At 43.6% G+C, this 15760-nt stretch carries 15 protein-coding genes; 6 read left to right on the top strand and 9 right to left on the bottom strand.

The features are described 5' to 3' along the window. Position 1 precedes the first annotated feature (1 nt). Positions 2-1138 carry an HNH endonuclease gene (locus tag RJD38_RS01330; protein WP_065545961.1) on the top strand — a complete coding sequence of 379 codons (1137 nt, stop codon included), beginning with the start codon at positions 2-4 and terminating at the stop codon, positions 1136-1138. Positions 1139-1412: 274 nt separating this feature from the next. Here RJD38_RS01330 and RJD38_RS01325 read toward each other — a convergent pair whose 3' ends face one another. Beyond that, on the bottom strand, positions 1413-2621 hold the full coding sequence (locus RJD38_RS01325; RefSeq protein WP_032073033.1) for an IS4 family transposase: 1209 nt from the start codon (positions 2619-2621) through the stop codon (positions 1413-1415). Between the two features lie 225 nt (positions 2622-2846). Here RJD38_RS01325 and yecR point away from each other — a divergent pair, with 225 nt between their 5' ends. The 4 genes from yecR to RJD38_RS01305 all read left to right on the top strand — a co-directional run bounded on the left by yecR (position 2847) and on the right by RJD38_RS01305 (position 6098). Continuing rightward, positions 2847-3164 (top strand): YecR family lipoprotein, encoded by a 318-nt coding sequence (yecR, locus tag RJD38_RS01320; protein ID WP_005598553.1) that lies wholly within the window; start codon positions 2847-2849, stop codon positions 3162-3164. Between the two features lie 410 nt (positions 3165-3574). Next, complete coding sequence (locus tag RJD38_RS01315) at positions 3575-4705, top strand: SPFH domain-containing protein (RefSeq protein ID WP_065545172.1); 1131 nt, start codon at positions 3575-3577, stop codon at positions 4703-4705. 3 nt (positions 4706-4708) lie between these two features. Continuing rightward, complete coding sequence (locus tag RJD38_RS01310; protein WP_005598550.1) at positions 4709-5797, top strand: hypothetical protein; 1089 nt, start codon at positions 4709-4711, stop codon at positions 5795-5797. Between the two features lie 88 nt (positions 5798-5885). Beyond that, positions 5886-6098 (top strand): hypothetical protein, encoded by a 213-nt coding sequence (locus RJD38_RS01305; RefSeq protein WP_005598549.1) that lies wholly within the window; start codon positions 5886-5888, stop codon positions 6096-6098. A gap of 89 nt (positions 6099-6187) precedes the next feature. On the opposite strand, the gene RJD38_RS01300 is transcribed toward RJD38_RS01305, so the two are convergent. After that, positions 6188-6739, bottom strand: a complete 552-nt coding sequence (locus RJD38_RS01300; RefSeq protein ID WP_065545173.1) for a DUF2301 domain-containing membrane protein — start codon at positions 6737-6739, stop codon at positions 6188-6190. A gap of 207 nt (positions 6740-6946) precedes the next feature. Here RJD38_RS01300 and RJD38_RS01295 point away from each other — a divergent pair, with 207 nt between their 5' ends. Continuing rightward, positions 6947-8377, top strand: a complete 1431-nt coding sequence (locus tag RJD38_RS01295) for an amidohydrolase (RefSeq protein ID WP_065545174.1) — start codon at positions 6947-6949, stop codon at positions 8375-8377. 158 nt (positions 8378-8535) lie between these two features. Here RJD38_RS01295 and RJD38_RS01290 read toward each other — a convergent pair whose 3' ends face one another. The 7 genes from RJD38_RS01290 to RJD38_RS01260 all read right to left on the bottom strand — a co-directional run bounded on the left by RJD38_RS01290 (position 8536) and on the right by RJD38_RS01260 (position 15749). Continuing rightward, complete coding sequence (locus RJD38_RS01290) at positions 8536-8784, bottom strand: hypothetical protein (RefSeq protein ID WP_005598524.1); 249 nt, start codon at positions 8782-8784, stop codon at positions 8536-8538. A 99-nt stretch (positions 8785-8883) separates the two neighbouring features. Next, the gene (locus RJD38_RS01285; protein ID WP_065545175.1) at positions 8884-11280 is read right to left on the bottom strand and encodes an ATP-binding protein; all 2397 of its coding nucleotides are present in this window, start codon (positions 11278-11280) and stop codon (positions 8884-8886) included. Continuing rightward, positions 11273-12250: a cytochrome-c peroxidase gene (locus tag RJD38_RS01280; RefSeq protein WP_065545176.1), complete on the bottom strand. Its 978-nt coding sequence runs from the start codon at positions 12248-12250 to the stop codon at positions 11273-11275. Before RJD38_RS01280 ends, RJD38_RS01285 begins: the two co-directional genes overlap by 8 nt. 206 nt (positions 12251-12456) lie before the next feature. Continuing rightward, entirely contained in the window at positions 12457-12768 is a 312-nt protein-coding gene (locus RJD38_RS01275) for a DUF1496 domain-containing protein (RefSeq protein ID WP_367971384.1), read from the bottom strand. A gap of 41 nt (positions 12769-12809) precedes the next feature. Then, a complete protein-coding gene (locus RJD38_RS01270; RefSeq protein WP_065545177.1) occupies positions 12810-13703 on the bottom strand; it encodes a 1-aminocyclopropane-1-carboxylate deaminase/D-cysteine desulfhydrase in 894 nt (297 codons plus the stop codon). 112 nt (positions 13704-13815) lie between these two features. After that, complete coding sequence (locus tag RJD38_RS01265) at positions 13816-15075, bottom strand: sensor histidine kinase (RefSeq protein WP_065545178.1); 1260 nt, start codon at positions 15073-15075, stop codon at positions 13816-13818. Continuing rightward, positions 15072-15749: a response regulator transcription factor gene (locus tag RJD38_RS01260; protein WP_065545179.1), complete on the bottom strand. Its 678-nt coding sequence runs from the start codon at positions 15747-15749 to the stop codon at positions 15072-15074. Before RJD38_RS01260 ends, RJD38_RS01265 begins: the two co-directional genes overlap by 4 nt. Positions 15750-15760 lie beyond the last annotated feature (11 nt).

Below are 15760 nucleotides of genomic sequence, written 5' to 3'. Positions count from 1 at the left end.
GGTGTCTCTTGAATATTATCTAGATCGTTTTCAGAACTTAAAAATGAATAGTTCTGGTGGTAAGAAAAGCCCACATAAAATGTGTATGTTGCTGGCAGTAATAGATTTAATTCAAGCGGGTAATTTGACAACGAATCGGATCGACTTTAACCAAACTCTTAAAGATCAGTTTACCTATCATTTTGACAATTTAGCTCAAGGAAATGATAAGAATACACCAGAGAATCCTTTCTTTCATTTGAGAAGTGAAGGCTTTTGGCATCTGTCTTACCTTGAAGGTTACGATTACTCATCAACGAACCGTTATTCTGCTAAGTCGATAGCTTACGCTTATCTTGATGATGAGCTGTTTGACTATATGAAAAGTTACATCATTGCCAATGAACTTAAGGAAGTGCTCGTTGCCAATTTGTCGGATTTAGCCACCTTATATCACCAATGGTTGGTCGATATTGGTAAGTCAGAAAAAACAGCTAGTAATTATCTTAGTGCAATAAAAGGTTCTATTTCCAACTGGTTGATGGAGGTTGGAGTAATAGACATTCGTTTAACTGATATCAATTCATATCGAAAGTTTGTCGCTTTTGAGGAAAAAGCTCGGCAGTTAGAGGTATTTAAAGATCGTGATGCGAAAGGTAAGGGCATGTACAGTGCGGCTCTTTCTCATTACAGCAAATTTTTGGCAGATCTCGCGCAGTTCGATGTGAATGCCGATATTAAGCAAGTGATGACGGATAAAACGTTGTCCGAAACCGAGAAGACCATTTTAGTCAAAACCCGAATGGGACAAGGTTACTTTAGATCTAAGTTGATTCATATGTGGGGAGGGTGCGCTCTAACGGGATATCGCAATACTCAGCTATTGTTGGCTTCCCATATCAAACCTTGGCGAGACTCCAATAATAAAGAACGATTGGACGAGTTTAATGGGTTACTTTTACTCGCAAACCTTGATAAAGCTTTTGATCTTGGTTTTATATCGTTTGCAGATAGTGGCAAGGTGTTGATATCTGATCATCTTGAAACGCCAGAAGTCATTGGTTTACGAGAGAATATGTCTATTCGAGTTAAAAAAGAGCACAAGTTTTACCTAGGGTATCATAGAGAAGCATTGTTCAAAGGTGATGTCCAAGCTTAACGTTATCTAGTATTCAAGCTACATTTCATGCGGGTTATGCACAATTATCTATAGGTATCAGCAAGCTCACCAACGATTTTAGCTGAGAATTACCTTCGGTAAATTTGTTCGGTGAATTTCCATCCATGGCATGCATTGTGATACACAGTTATCTGCAATGTGAATGGTGAGTTTCTCTCAATGTTGAGGTGCAGGATGTCTGTTTTTTTGGTGGTGGGTAACTCTGGGCTAATGCGTATCTAACTAGGTTAGCGCTGTGCACTGAGGGATCCCCTCATAATTTCCCCAAAGCACAACCATGTTTGAATAGATTTTGAGCAAGCAGGGTTGCAGCCGCGAGCAAGTCTTCCCTCGTTATTGTGTAGCCAGAATGCCGCAAAACTTCCATCCCTAAGCGCACTGTTGAGAGTACATTTCGATTTTTGACAGTGTTAGCTTGGAAGTGCTTATCCCAACCTTGTTTCTGACCATGAACTCCAGCAAGCCAAAATGTCAGTTGAAGCATTAGGGCGATTAGCAGCATGATATCAAAGCGCTCTGAGCTGCTAGTTCGGCTATGACGGAGGCCTAAACCGTAGGCTGGGCTTTTCAAGTCTCGGAAGGTTTCTTCAATTTGCATACGCTTCGAGTAGAGCCTAACAAGTTGCTTTGGTGTTCGGATTTCAACGGGCAAGTTAGTCGCTAAAACCCATGGTTCTTTTGTCGAAGCGGAGTAGATTTTAGGTGACGGATGATGACAATTAGTCCGTGTCGAACGCTGATTTTTTCGGCCTTTAGGACGTGATTTATACAGTGCAATTTGACATGAAATTGGGTTGCTCTTAGTCAACCTCTTATAGCCTAAAGTCTTTGAGCGACTTGAGGATATGCTATGTAAGTTGCTGATAGGTTGCCAGTTTTCCGCACCTAAATCTGCATATTGCACTTTCCCTCTGACTCGACTTAACCAGTACCAACCTAGCTTTTCAACGGATTTATACCATGGCACTTTAAAGCCAGCATCACTGACAATGAGCGGTGTAGTGTTACTCGGTAGAATGCTTGCAAGGTCGGCTAGAAATTGGTCATGAGCCTTCTTTGAACATTGCTCTGAAAGCGGAAAGGCTTTCTCATAAAGAGTAATAGAACGACCATGTAGTGCCACCGAAGCCCGCAATACCATAAGCCGTTTTTGCTCACGAATATCAGACCAGTCAACAAGAACAATGGGCATCGAATTACCTGAACAGATAAAGCTGGCATGCCAACGGTATACAGCGAGTCGCTCTTTGTGCAAGTGACGATTACCTAACAATCTGTCGATTCGTTTGATGTTATGTTTTGTTCTGGCTTTCGTTGGCAGGTTACGACCAAGTTCGGTAAGAGTGAGCGTTTTACATTCAAGTAATGCGTGGCAAGCCAGCGTTAAACTGTTGAGTCGTTTTAAGTGCAATTCAGGGCAGAATTGGTAAAGAGAGTCGTGTAAAATATCGAGTTCGCACATCTTGTTGTCTGGTTATTGATTTTTCTCAGAACCATTTGATCACATGACAAGATGTGCATCTACCTTAAATTTATGATTTTTATCAAAATCATTAGGGGATTCCTCAGCGCTGTGCATTTGGGGCCGATTTAAATATCAAATGATGCGCGTATATTTTAGTAATGCGTAGCGCGAAAATTTGTGTAAAATGCGCCACCTTTTAAGAATCATAAAACTAGAAACCCAATGAGATTCAAAACGATTGTCGCTCTTGTTATCGCGGCTAATTTGACTGCGTGTGCTACTCCTGTAAACAAAAATTGGTTCGTGACTGATGGCAGTAAGGGTGATGCAACTATCACGCTAGCCTATGATGAAGGCTTGCTTCAGCAGGCAGTGATTGACGAACAAGAAGCTTTTTTAATGGCAGAAAACGGCTGTAAAGCTTGGGGATTCAAAGGCGCACAGGTTTTTGGTACTCCGCTAGATAAATGCGCTCGTCGTGATAAGTTATTTGGCTGTATTTCTACGCGTTATACTCAGCTTTATCAATGCGTTAATTAATCACGCGTATCATTCTACAAGGGGCTGCTTAGCCCCTTTTGTTCATTAAAATCTTTTAATTAATGCTTTGTTGTATCGGCTCAAATTTGGTTAAGCCGTTTTCTAAGCTTGTTCAGTGAATATCCCACCTGAGTATCATTCTCAGCATCGATCCATTTTCTTCCTTGCCGTTTAAATCGCCGCTAAAGTGGCATATCCCAATGTGAATATGACTGTTTATAGATGAAATTTCTCTGATGTTTAGTTAACCGAATCTCAAACCCTGCCTATCTCGTGTTTCCTCAATCGCTCTAGTTACGAGATAGCTCACCGTTTTGCCCTTGTGACCATGTGCTCTCTATCGGATAATTATTCAATAAGTTTCATTTAGTTAGAGCTGAATGTTACCAGATCAGGGAATAGAGGTTGATATGGGTTTTTGGAATAAAATAATGGGCGAGTTTATTGATATCGTCGAGTGGATTGACGATAGCAATGACACCTTGGTGTGGCGTTTTGAGCGCCATCAAAATGAGATCAAGAATGGCGCTCAGTTAACCGTACGTCAGGGGCAAGTTGCCATTTTCGTCAACGAAGGCCAAATTGCCGATGTATTTGAATCTGGCATGTATCAACTCACCACCGCGAACCTGCCTATTCTCAGTACACTGAAAGGTTGGAAACATGGTTTTAATTCACCTTTCAAGGCTGAAGTCTACTTCGTCAATATGCGCCTATTTACTAACAACAAATGGGGAACGAAAAATCCTATTATGTTGCGAGACCCTGAGTTTGGTCCTGTACGCCTTCGTGCTTTTGGTAATTATGATATTCGCGTGAGTGAACCACTAAAGTTGCTTGAGCAAGTAGTCGGTACTGACGGTTGTTTCCAAATCGATGAAATACAGGGGCAGTTGCGCACCATGGCGGTCGCTCGTTTTACCGATGCGGTGGGCGAAAGTAAGTTACCCGTGCTTGATATGGCGGCAAACTATGATGAATTTGCGCTGCTAATGCGAGAAAAAATGAACGGTGACTTCGCCACTTATGGTTTGACGCTCGCAAAGTTCATGGTCGAAAACATTTCGCTACCGCCAGAAGTAGAAGAGGCGCTGGATAAGCGTTCTTCAATGGGCATTCTTGGTAACTTGAATCAGTATACCCAATTCCAAGCGGCAGAAGCGTTAGAGGCCGCTGCGCAAAATGGGGGTGGTAATGCCAGCGCAGGAATGGAAATGGGGATGGGTTTTGCGATGGCGCAGCAAATGGCACAAGCGATGACCCCACAACAAGGGTCGCAACAACACTACCAACCTCAGAGCTCTCAATCACAGATTGCTCCGCCACCATTGCCACAACAGAGTGAGTATTTTGTGGCGGTGAATGGGCAGCAAGCAGGGCCGTTCGCGCTAGATACTCTTCAGCATCAAATTACCGCAGGACAAATCAGCCAAGATTCTTTGGTATGGAAGCAAGGTATGGCTGCATGGGAGAAAGCCAGCACAGTCGCAGAGCTACAAAATCTGTTTCAAGCCGCACCACCACCGATCCCGGGAGCGTAACGGATGTTAGTCGATGTAAAGTGTAAGAGTTGTGCTGCTGATTTATCTTATGAACCCGGTACGACTTCGTTGATTTGTAACCATTGCCAGTTTGAAGTGGAGATAGAGCAACCGCTAACGGTAAAAGAGGCGCATCATGAGGTCGATCTAGAGAGTTATTTAAATAATTTTGACGCTTGTCAGGAGAAGATCGAGTCACGCATGATTCAGTGCGAGAGCTGTGGTGCGACAACCGAGTTTGGCTCTGATGTGAAAGCGACACATTGTGCGTTTTGCGATACGCCGTTAGTGCTTTCTCGAGCTGAGAATACTAAGCGTATTAAGCCACAAGGCATTATTCCTTTTCAGATCAAACGTGAACAAGCTATCTCCAATTTTAGCTCCTGGGTAAAAGGGTTATGGTTAGCGCCTCATAATCTGAAAAAGCATGCAGAAAAGCTGGATCGTTTCCAAGGAGTGTATATTCCGTATTGGACTTATGACTGTAATGTTGCGACTTCCTATACAGGAAAAAAAGGGGTTAATTATAAAGAATCGGTAACGGTGACCAACTCTGACGGTAAAACAGAAACGCGCACGGAAACCCGTACTCGTTGGTATTTTGCTTCCGGGCATGTAACCAATAACTTTGATGATGTGCTTGTCCCTGCCACATACTCGCTTGATACCACGCAACTGCATCAATTAGAGCCATGGGATCTGTCTAAGCTGGTGGATTACACCGACAGTTATTTGCAAGGGTATCAGGCTGAACTGTACCAAGTGAATCTTAAAGAAGGTTACGCAGATGCCAAAGTACGTATGCAAGAGAAGATTGAAACCACGATCGATCGTGATATCGGGGGCGATAAACAAATAATCAGCACGAGAGATTCAACCTACACTGATGCTACCTTTAAACACTTGATTTTGCCTGTCTGGGTCTCCTCTTATCGTTATCGAGAAAAGGTTTACCGTGTGTTAGTGAATGCCCAAACGGGGGAAGTGACGGGTGAGCGTCCGTATTGCCCATTTAAGGTTACGTTTATGGCTACGCTGGTGCTGACGGTTTCTATCGGAATCGCGGTGATTTACCATAGAATGGAATACTAGTATTCATTTCGCTGTGTAATAATATTTGTTATTGGAAAGCTCCTGTAATGGGAGCTTTTTTGTTGATAGCGAGAGTTAAGAAGAAATAATGAATTTTATAAGCTTGCAGTTAGATGACAATGCGAAAGCGATAGTCAGTGATTTTATCGATGGTCTCAATGAGCAGGATGGTTGGATTCAAATGACGGCAAGAATTGCCGCACAAATCGATACCGAGTTGAGGGATAACGCTTATATTGGCCGCGTTATGTGGTTCAGTGAATCGGATTTTATTGAACAAGTGATTGAATATAAGGGTTAAACCGCTTCACTAGCGTTGCTTTGGCCTTTGGGCTAAAGCAAGTTGCGTTACTTGCATGTCGTGCTGGCAACGAAATTTAGCGAAATGGCCTAGATTTCGTAGTTGGCTTTATTCCCAATATCAAAGTGAAGTGGCATGCGCCATTTTGTGATTGATAAGTTGCCCATAACCAGCCCCGCCAATGCCAATAAAACAGAACCACCCCAAGGCTGTTCAAGCCATAGAGAGAACGTAGAGAGCGCCAATAATACGGGAACAAGCTTTAAACCGAGTACTTTAAAGCAAAACGACTCTTTAAGCGCAATACCTGAGAACGAGACAAACAGAAACCCTAGCGATAGCCATACTCGGCTTTGGGAAGCGTCGCTTAACATCAGCAAAATGCCAATCCATGCCGACCAGCAAATCACCGCTCGAACATGTTTACTGTACACATGAAGGTTTGCGGCAGTTAAAGCCGCCGATATGCAGATCACTAGCAAGGTTAATGAGTAATACTCTGACAAGTGAGTAAAAAGACCACTTAGAATCGTTGATAGAGCGAGTAGCGATAGTGAAAAGCAACTGATCCCCACGCGATACAAACAGACGCTTATTCTATCCAACGTATCTAACGTTTCTTTGAATTCAGGATTTGCCATAATTTGCCTGCTAGAAGCTTCACAATATTAGTGGTAATTATGCCAGATTTTCAAAAGTATCGCTTATTTAGTCGCCGAAGTGTCAGGATTTTTGTTCACGATCTCATTCTTTTACATCTTACTGTTCGCTTTGGTTGATGGGCTCTTTTATGATGCGCGCGATTTTAGTTTAACGTTTGCTTAATTGCCGATTTAAAGAGAACAATAATGAATAAACCTACTTTGCTGGCCTCTATTATTACGCTAGCGCTTTCAGGTTGTGCGCAGTTTGCGCCAAGCTACAATGCCGATCTCATCATCACTAACGGCGAAGTACTAACGATTGATGGCAATATGTCAGTGATTGAAAATGGTGTTGTTGTGGTGAAAGACGACAAAATCATTGCGGTGGGTGAGGCGGTTCTTGCTGAGCAATACCGTGCACCGAAGCTGATTGATGCACAAGATGGTATTGTGATGCCAGGCATGATTAATACCCATAACCATCTGCCGATGATTGCGTTTCGTGGTTTGGGCGAAGAGGGTATTTCGAATCGACTGTTTGCTTACTTCTTTCCGTTAGAGGGGGAGAAGCTAAGCCGTGAGCTTATCTACAATGCGACGAAATTAGGCGCCATCGATTTAGCGCAAAGTGGTGTGACAACATATGCCGATATGTACTACCACATGGATGAGATGGCCAAAGCGACTAAAGAAGTGGGCTTGCGTGCCGTACTTGGCCAAACCGTGATTAAGTTCCCAGTGGTGGATAGCAGTGCTCCTTATGGTGGCATTGAGTACGCGCAGAGCTTTATTGACCAGTATAAAGGTGATCCTTTGATCACGCCTGCTTATGCACCGCATGCGGTGTACACCGTGAGTAAAGAAAAACTCCAGCAAATCAATCAACTTTCTAAACAGCAAGATGTGCCAGTGTTGATCCACGTGGCGGAATTCCCTAATGAAGAAGCGCGCATTAAAGAAGAGCACCAAGCGAGTTCGCCAGTTGAGTACATGGCGCAAATTGGTATTTTGGATGAGCGCGTGGTGCTCGCTCACGGGATTCATTTCTCTGAAAATGACATTGCGTTGGTTAAGCAGGCTGATGCGGGCGTGGCTTATAACCCAATGGCAAACGCAAAAGGCGCGACAGGAATGGCGCCAGCGTGGGAGATGTATCGCACGGATGTTCGCTTGGGATTAGGTACTGATGGGCCAATGAGCTCAAACCAAGTCGATCTATGGCGTACATTGAGCTATGCCAGCACGATGCAGCGTCTTAAACATGATGATCGAACCATTATGATCCCAGAACAAGTGATTGAAATGGCAACGATGGGCGGTGCGAAGGCTTTGCATATGGAAGAGCGTATAGGCTCTTTGGAAGTAGGCAAGCAAGCGGATATCATTATTGTCGAAACGCAATCAGCGAATATGATGCCAAACTATGATCCATACGCAACACTGGTATTTCAAGCCAACCCAAGCAATGTGGATACAACCATTGTGAACGGTGAAGTGGTGATGGAAAATCGCCAGATGCAGACGGTCGCGCTCGATGATGTACGCAGCACGATTGATGCAATGGAGGCTGATATCAGTGCGTTTGCCAAAGAGTTGGCGAAAAAAGCAATTAAATCGAAAAGCTTGATGGACTAGTGACGTCTCTCGTTTTAGCTCGAGTGTTGCGAGTCAATCACTTGAGAATGAGATGAGCCAAGGCGATCGAAAAATAGTCAGCTAGAAAAATAAAGGCCGTCTTCAAAGATAGTGTTGAAGACGGCCTTTATTATTGGATGAGCCTAACCTGATGGGGTTTAGTGGGTCGGTTTAACGCCGTTGCGAACCATATCTTGACCTGTTTTAAAGACTTCTTCGCTGACCCAGCGACCTAGCAGCAGCTGATGTTTATCATCAAGTACTGCAACAAAGTGACGACCGCTGCTATTGTGTGTCGCGAGTGCCAAACCTGCGACGTTTTGTAGGCCTAGTACGCCACTCTCTACAGCAAGTAGAAACGCTTTTAGCTCGTCTAAAGTTTCAATAATTTTATCATCAGTAATCATGGCATCGTCTCGGTTAACTGCTTTCGTTATTATTGAAACCAGTTCTAAAAATTTAGGAGCGATACTTTAGCTATCATGGCTGAAAAAATCCATCGTGTTTTATCGCGATAGGTTATTTTTCATCATTAGGCCTTTATTAGCGTGCGCAGTTTCATTGCTCTCTATTACAGCATCGATGTTTTTTTCTAATAGTCGGTTACCTTGGTGAACATTGACACTGAGTCGATTGATCAATTTTTGAAAGTTATCGATACACGGTATCTTACTCTCACGGACCTGTTGCTCCATTTCGATGGTTAGATTGGCGAGATTATCAAGTTGCAGATTGAGCGTTATCCCTTTCAAGCAGTGTAATGTTTTACCCAATTGCTCAGTATCGGCAGCCTCAAAGCCGATAATAAGCTCATCGATATGAGTTTCAAAATCTTCAATTAGAGATTGCAACAAACTCTGGTAGATATCGATATCTTGCTTTACTTCGTTGAGTAATTCACTTTTTGACAGTTCTTCTTCAGTCAAGCGTAAATCTTGGACATTTTCACGATGTAAATGAATCACATTGGTGCCTGGCAGTGCCGGTGTGTTCTGGGTTTGAATACGATGGCTGAAGTTACTGATCGCATCGTAGAAGCTTTCATTTTGTAATGGTTTAGTGAGAACATGGTCCGCCCCTGCATTGATAAAATCGTCATGAGCCTCGCGGAACACATCGGCGGTGTAAGCAAATATTAAGGTGTTGATACCAAGTACTTGACGCAAATAGTAGGTCGCTTCGATGCCATTCATTTCGGGCATGTGATTGTCCATTAAGATCAGGTCGTATGATTCTTTTGTTGCTTTATCTATGGCGATTTGTCCATTTTCTGCGATATCAACACGATGACCTAGTTTATTACAGAAGCCTTTAGCGACAATTGCATTTACGCGGTTATCTTCGGCGAGCAAAATATGGAGTGGGCGGGTTTCTAGCGGTGAAGCACTCACGGGATCTTGATTGGTAACAATCGCCTTTTCTCCTCGAGGGAGGGGAATGGTTATGGTAAATGTGCTACCGACATTTTCGCGGCTGATTAAGGTGATGGTACCGTCCATGAGTTCGGTGAGTTTTTTTACGATGGCTAAACCTAATCCACTGCCACCAAACTTACGAGTCGTTGAAGCATCGGCTTGTTCAAATGAGGCAAAAATAGCGTCGTGCTTATGTGGAGGAATACCGATCCCCGTGTCGGAAACACTAAGAATGAGATGAGACGGCGTGATATTGTCGAGTTGAGCTTGAATGGTGATCTTGCCTTTGGCGGTAAATTTTATCGCATTACCCGTTAAGTTAAATAGGATTTGTCTTAGCCTTGCACTATCACCGATTAAATAGATGTTGTCGGGAATCTGATTGTCGATTTCTAAGGTTAAGTTTTTTTCTTCAGCGAGCGGGGTGATGGCACTGACAACCGGCATGAGGATTTGGTTAAGATGAAAGTGAACAGCCTCGAGTTCTAATTTGTTCTCTTCAATTTTTGAAAAGTCGAGAATATCGTTGAGCACCGTCATGAGGTGTTGGCCTGATTCCAGAATAATACCGACATTTTTTTTAGTGGCGCTCTCTTTTGTTTCTCCTGCAATAATTTGGGCAATGCCCAATACTCCGTTCATTGGGGTGCGTAACTCATGACTCATCGTGGCAAGAAACTGTGATTTAGCTTTAGCCGCGTTTAAGGCTTTTTCTGATGCTGCTGCCATCTCTTTATTGAGCGCTTTTAAGTGGGTGAAACGCAAATAAGCTTGAATCGAGAACATTAGTATCAAAACGGTGACGGCTCCCAGGCAGTACATTAGTGCATTGTTGAGTTCACTATGGCTATATTGGCGTAAGGCCGTTTCGGTTTTTTCGATAAATTCATAATTATGCTCATTGAGCAAATCAGTCCGTAATGACGTTCTTCGCTCGTCTATTTGGCGAAGTTGCATTGCAAATTGTTTGATTTGTGGATTGGCTACATTGTTATCAAGCAAATGCTGATTCATAAAATCAACAAAGTGCCATTCTAGACCCAAATTGTTTCGCTCGTTTAGTGCTTGCTTGAATAAGGACTCTAAAGATAAGTAAGCGTATTTCCGAGCCACTTGGATACCCACGAGCATATCTAGCATGGTACTGGTATGAATTAGCTTTTGCTCAAATGAGGCTAATTGCTGGTTGGTTTTATTTACGTTGCTACTAATAGGAAACCAGGTAATTGTCGTGTTCTTTTTCAGCATGGCTTTGGCCAACTTTTCAATTTCAGTAATTCTCTGAGTGATCAAAAAATGGCGTCGTTGCTGCTGATACTGGTAGTTCAAAATGGTATCTCTATGGCCCAATAATTCGTGCCCAACCGTGGTGACATCGGTGAGTGTGTTTTCGATGTGACGGCTGTTTTGATAGCTCATATAGGCAACGGTAAAAAGCGCAGCGACAATGGATGAGAGGAGCAGTGTAACGATTTTAGGGCTATTCATTTTCAAACTCCTCTAAGATCCTTGGCCTGGGTGCGCTAAGTGTGTGAAGAAAGGCCTCAACGTCAGAGATTGTATCGCTATCCATGGTGATCCCGAGCTGCCCCTGAGCCATCACCTTAATGGCTTGTTCTAGTGTTTCGGTTCTACCATCGTGAAAGTAAGGCGGTGTTTGAGCGACATTTCTTAAGCTCGCAACCCGGAAGTAAAATTTGTCTTGGCCTTGCTCGGTGATGAGATGCTTGCCTGTATCTTGGATCGAATTAATAGAAGTGAAGTAACCAAATTTTTGGATCATATTTCCACCAACATTCTTACCTTGATGGCATTGAACGCAACCCACCGCTTGAAAGGTTTGCCATCCCCGAAGTTCTTGTGCTGAAAGGGCTGTTTCATCGCCTTGTAAGAAGCGGTCAAAATCGGAGTTAGGCGTTTGCAGTGCCCGCATGAATTCGGCTAAGGAAAAACGAATTGAGTCACTTGTAATTGGAAGGTTATCGGCTGAAGAAAAAAGCTGTTGATAGCGGGCCGAGCGTGAAACATAACGCTCTATTTGCGGCCAATCAGAATCCATTTCTAAAGGGTTAGTTATTGGGCCGTTAATTTGTTCTTCTAAGGTATTGGCTCTGCCATCCCAAAAAAAACGATAGTTAAGTGCGGTGTTAAATACGGTTAGTGAATTGCGCAGACCAATGCCATTGACACCGGTTGATACTCGTGTGGTTTCTGCCCCATTAGTCAATAAATCATGGCAAGATTGGCAACTGACAGCTTGATTGGAAGATAGATTAGGATCGTTAAACAATACCCAACCGAGCTTAGCGATGTCTCGGTTAAATTCTGTATGTTGTGGTATTGGTTCGATTAAGCGTAACTCAACAACTTCTTGCACATGATCGTCATGACTATGGTCATGTGCGATAACCACAGGAGAAAAAATAAAGAACGTCACTATCCATGTCTTGCATCTCATATCTGCCTGCCAAAGCGTTATTTCCTTACTATGAATTTAGTTGCGTTTCACATTAATTCAATTTTGCAATGCAATATGACCGTGGTTTGAGAACCGTTAAGGCTAGTTTTATTGAGGTGTTAGACAATGTTTGCTGCTGTAGTATTTTCCTCTTTTTCTTTGATAGTGAATAGGATAGTCACTATCAACGGCATGAGAAACTGCCACTAAGGTTGAGAATGGTCTAGGTTCGACTTATCTAGAGTAATCCATTTTAACGCGCCGTTGCTTTCAAAATCATTCGCATTATCACAGCGCATAATATAGCCACCGACTTCGATAAGAGCACCAAGGGAATAAGCTTGGTCTTGGTAATAGCAGATGCGGTGTTTGACATCAGAGCTGTTGACGATCACGGCCGTTTTTTTTGGCGTAGAGAAGCTTTTTGTCTCACTATTTGCAAGTGCATGATGGCCATAGGTGAGAAGAAGAATCGGAACGAGCGCTAACATGACTGCGCGGTTTAACCTCAATGCCATTTTTCTCTCCTAATATTTGCGTTTCGTCTTCGTGCTTTGGATTACACGTCGAATTTGCGTTGATAGCGAGGCAACATACTCTCGTTGCCTAATAACCCACCTTGGTGAATATAGATAATAGGCTTGTCGGTATTATTTGGATACCAATTTAATAGGCAGTGCCACATCATCGGATCGTAGAGTAAGTCAAACTCCACATTCGTTTCGCTCAGTAGCTGTTGCCATACCACATAGTCGTCTTGATACAATTTACCAAAATGGTGTTTGTTTTCCAGTTCAAGAATAGTGGGGTGATCGGCCTCTCCCAATTGGTTGAATTGCTTGGTGAGATATTCTTTTCCTCCCACACAGGCACATGTAAGAACTTCAATGCCATGTACCTTGAGCGCTTTATGGAGGAAAAGTGCGGTGGTGCCCGTGCCTGCTGGTAGCGCAACCACGAATTGTTTGTTGGCTTGTAGTCGAACCCAACTGAGAATCTCTGATGCCAACCGATTTACGCCAAATTCAGCTAACGAGCAGCGGCCACCTTCAGGTACAACTAAACAATTTTCATTAGGTTGACGAACTTGGGTAATGTAGTCGTTTGGGTGTAAACCACTCTCTGCGGTGGCGATAATTTTCGCCCCAAGTTCTAATGCGCCGCGATAGTTGCCCATTGGGCGCTCTTTGAGCCATTCAGGGATACGATCAACGTAAAACTCTAATTGCCAGCCTTTAATGCTAGCGAGCGCCGCCATCGAATAGAGCGAGTTAGCTTGCGGGCTGCCGTAGCCAATGAGGGTATCTACTTGTGGAAAGTCTTGTTCCAATAGGGCCATGAACTTTCGAGCTTTGTTTCCAGAAAAGTGACTATGTAACTGGTCATCACGCTTGAGATAAAAATCAATATTGGCAAATTGGTGCTGGGTGATGGGCGTGTCGGCAAGCTTCATAAGGCGGTACTTTATCGTGTCACTATTCTAGTTAGGCTAAGGCGATGTTATCAAAGCACATAATACCTTAGCCACCCCATAAAGACTTTACTTTCTCATCAGCGTTTGAGTACTAAAACGTTATTTTGGCTACGCAACCACGCGTTGGATGGTTGTATAACTCAAAATGCCATTGGTAGCGTCGGCTGAGATCTTCAACGATCAGTAAACCAAGACCGTGCCCATGCAAAGAGGGTTGATCACTGAGCCCTGCTCCATCATCAGTGATGGTCACTCTTTGTTCGGTTACGTGAATCGTCACTTCCCCATGAGCTGTTGCGGCAATCGCGTTACGGATGAGATTACCCAGGATCATATTCAGCACTGCGGGGGTGGCTTGCACCTGTGGTAACGATTCAATCAGCAGATTGATACATAATGCTTTCTCATGGGCTTGCGATGAGTTGCTCATCACGATCGTATTGAGTTCGCTCTCGGTGACCCTGCGTAATGGCGTATCGTCTGTGTTGCGTTCGTAACGAACTAGGCTCAACAATGCATCAACCATGCTGCTCATTTGAACTGTCGCACTGTCGATACGGGATATTTGACGCTGATTAAATTCGGTTTGTTCAGATCGAGCGAGTAGTTTGTTTGCACCTTTCACTACTGTTATTGGGGTTCTTAACTCATGGCTGGCATAGCGGGCAAAGGCTTGTTCGCGCTTTAAGACTAAATGAAGATCACTGCGGTATTGGTTGAGTTGTTGCGTCAGCACTTGAAACTCTTGTGCTGCTTCGTTGGAGATGGTGAATTCACTTTCACTATCGCCGCTTTGTTGTTCGAGTTGCAGCACAATGCCGTTTAGTGGCTCAATCAGTCGTTTAGACAAACGGTAGAGTAGCGTGCCAAAGAGAAACATCAGTAAGGCAATCATTGTTACCACGATGATACTGGAGTAGACAATTTCTTCTGCACTAAATTCAACCGTATCAATCGTTGTTAAAAGTACGATATCGCGCAGTTGGCCTTGATCGGTATATTGTCCTTTATAGACCATGCGTGAGTCACGCTCTAGAGAGGGTTCGAGCTCGCCGAGAAAGTGGCTTTTTCCACTCAAATCGTGTTGATACACTTCGGGAATCAACGAGAGGTCGTTATAGGCGATGGTCAGGACATCAATCTTAATTTCCCCACTTTCACCTGCGATAAAGCGTTCAATTGCGATATCTTTGTCGAGTAGAATCCGTCTTTCTCCGACTCGATCCTCTGACCAATGCAACGCCAATGAGAAAATAACGAGAGTAAACAGCCCAAGAGCAATTGAGATGCCAATGAAAAAGACTGCCAGTCGGCCGGTGAGCGAGCGAGTACTGTTTAACAAATTAATCATTGCGGCAACTCAAGACGAAATCCACATTTGGGTACCGTAACCAGCATCGCTGTGGCAAAAGGTTTATCAAGCTGAATTCTTAGTTGATAAATATGGCTACGCAGCACATCGTTGTTTGGCTCTGATTCTTGCCAAAGCTTTTCTGTGATTTCCTGACGGCTAACTACTTCGGGGGCTCTGACTGCCAGCATTTCTAAAATGGTGTAAGTGGTCGGGTTAAGCGCTAGTGGTTTGTCTTCGCGGTAGGCTTGGCGAGTTTTTTGATTTATCAATAGAGGGCCAACCGTGATCTTGGTTGATGCCGTTTTACCTCGATAACGTTTAATCAGAGCGTGCATTCTGGCCTCGAGAATGTCTAAATCGAACGGTTTCGTTAGGTAATCATCCGCGCCGTGACTGAAACCGGCTAACATATCCTCTCGGTTATCGAGTGCGGTTAGCATTAAAACGGGTGTGGAATCTCCCGCATCGCGTAACTTATTACAAACGGTTAGACCGTCCATTCTTGGCAACATAAGATCGAGAATAATCATGTCAAAATTGCCTTCGAGTGCAAGCTGCAGGCCGAGCTCACCGTTATCGGCGTAGTCAAGCTCCATGCCTACGCTTTCAAAGTAGTCAAACAAGATACCGGCAATTTCACGGTTATCTTCTACCAATAAAATTTTATTCATGTCTTACCTAC

This window comes from Vibrio scophthalmi (assembly GCF_040869025.1).
Taxonomy (GTDB): domain Bacteria; phylum Pseudomonadota; class Gammaproteobacteria; order Enterobacterales; family Vibrionaceae; genus Vibrio; species Vibrio scophthalmi.
The sequence above is the reverse complement of the archived record's forward strand: the minus strand, read 5'-3'. Positions and strand labels throughout refer to the sequence as shown.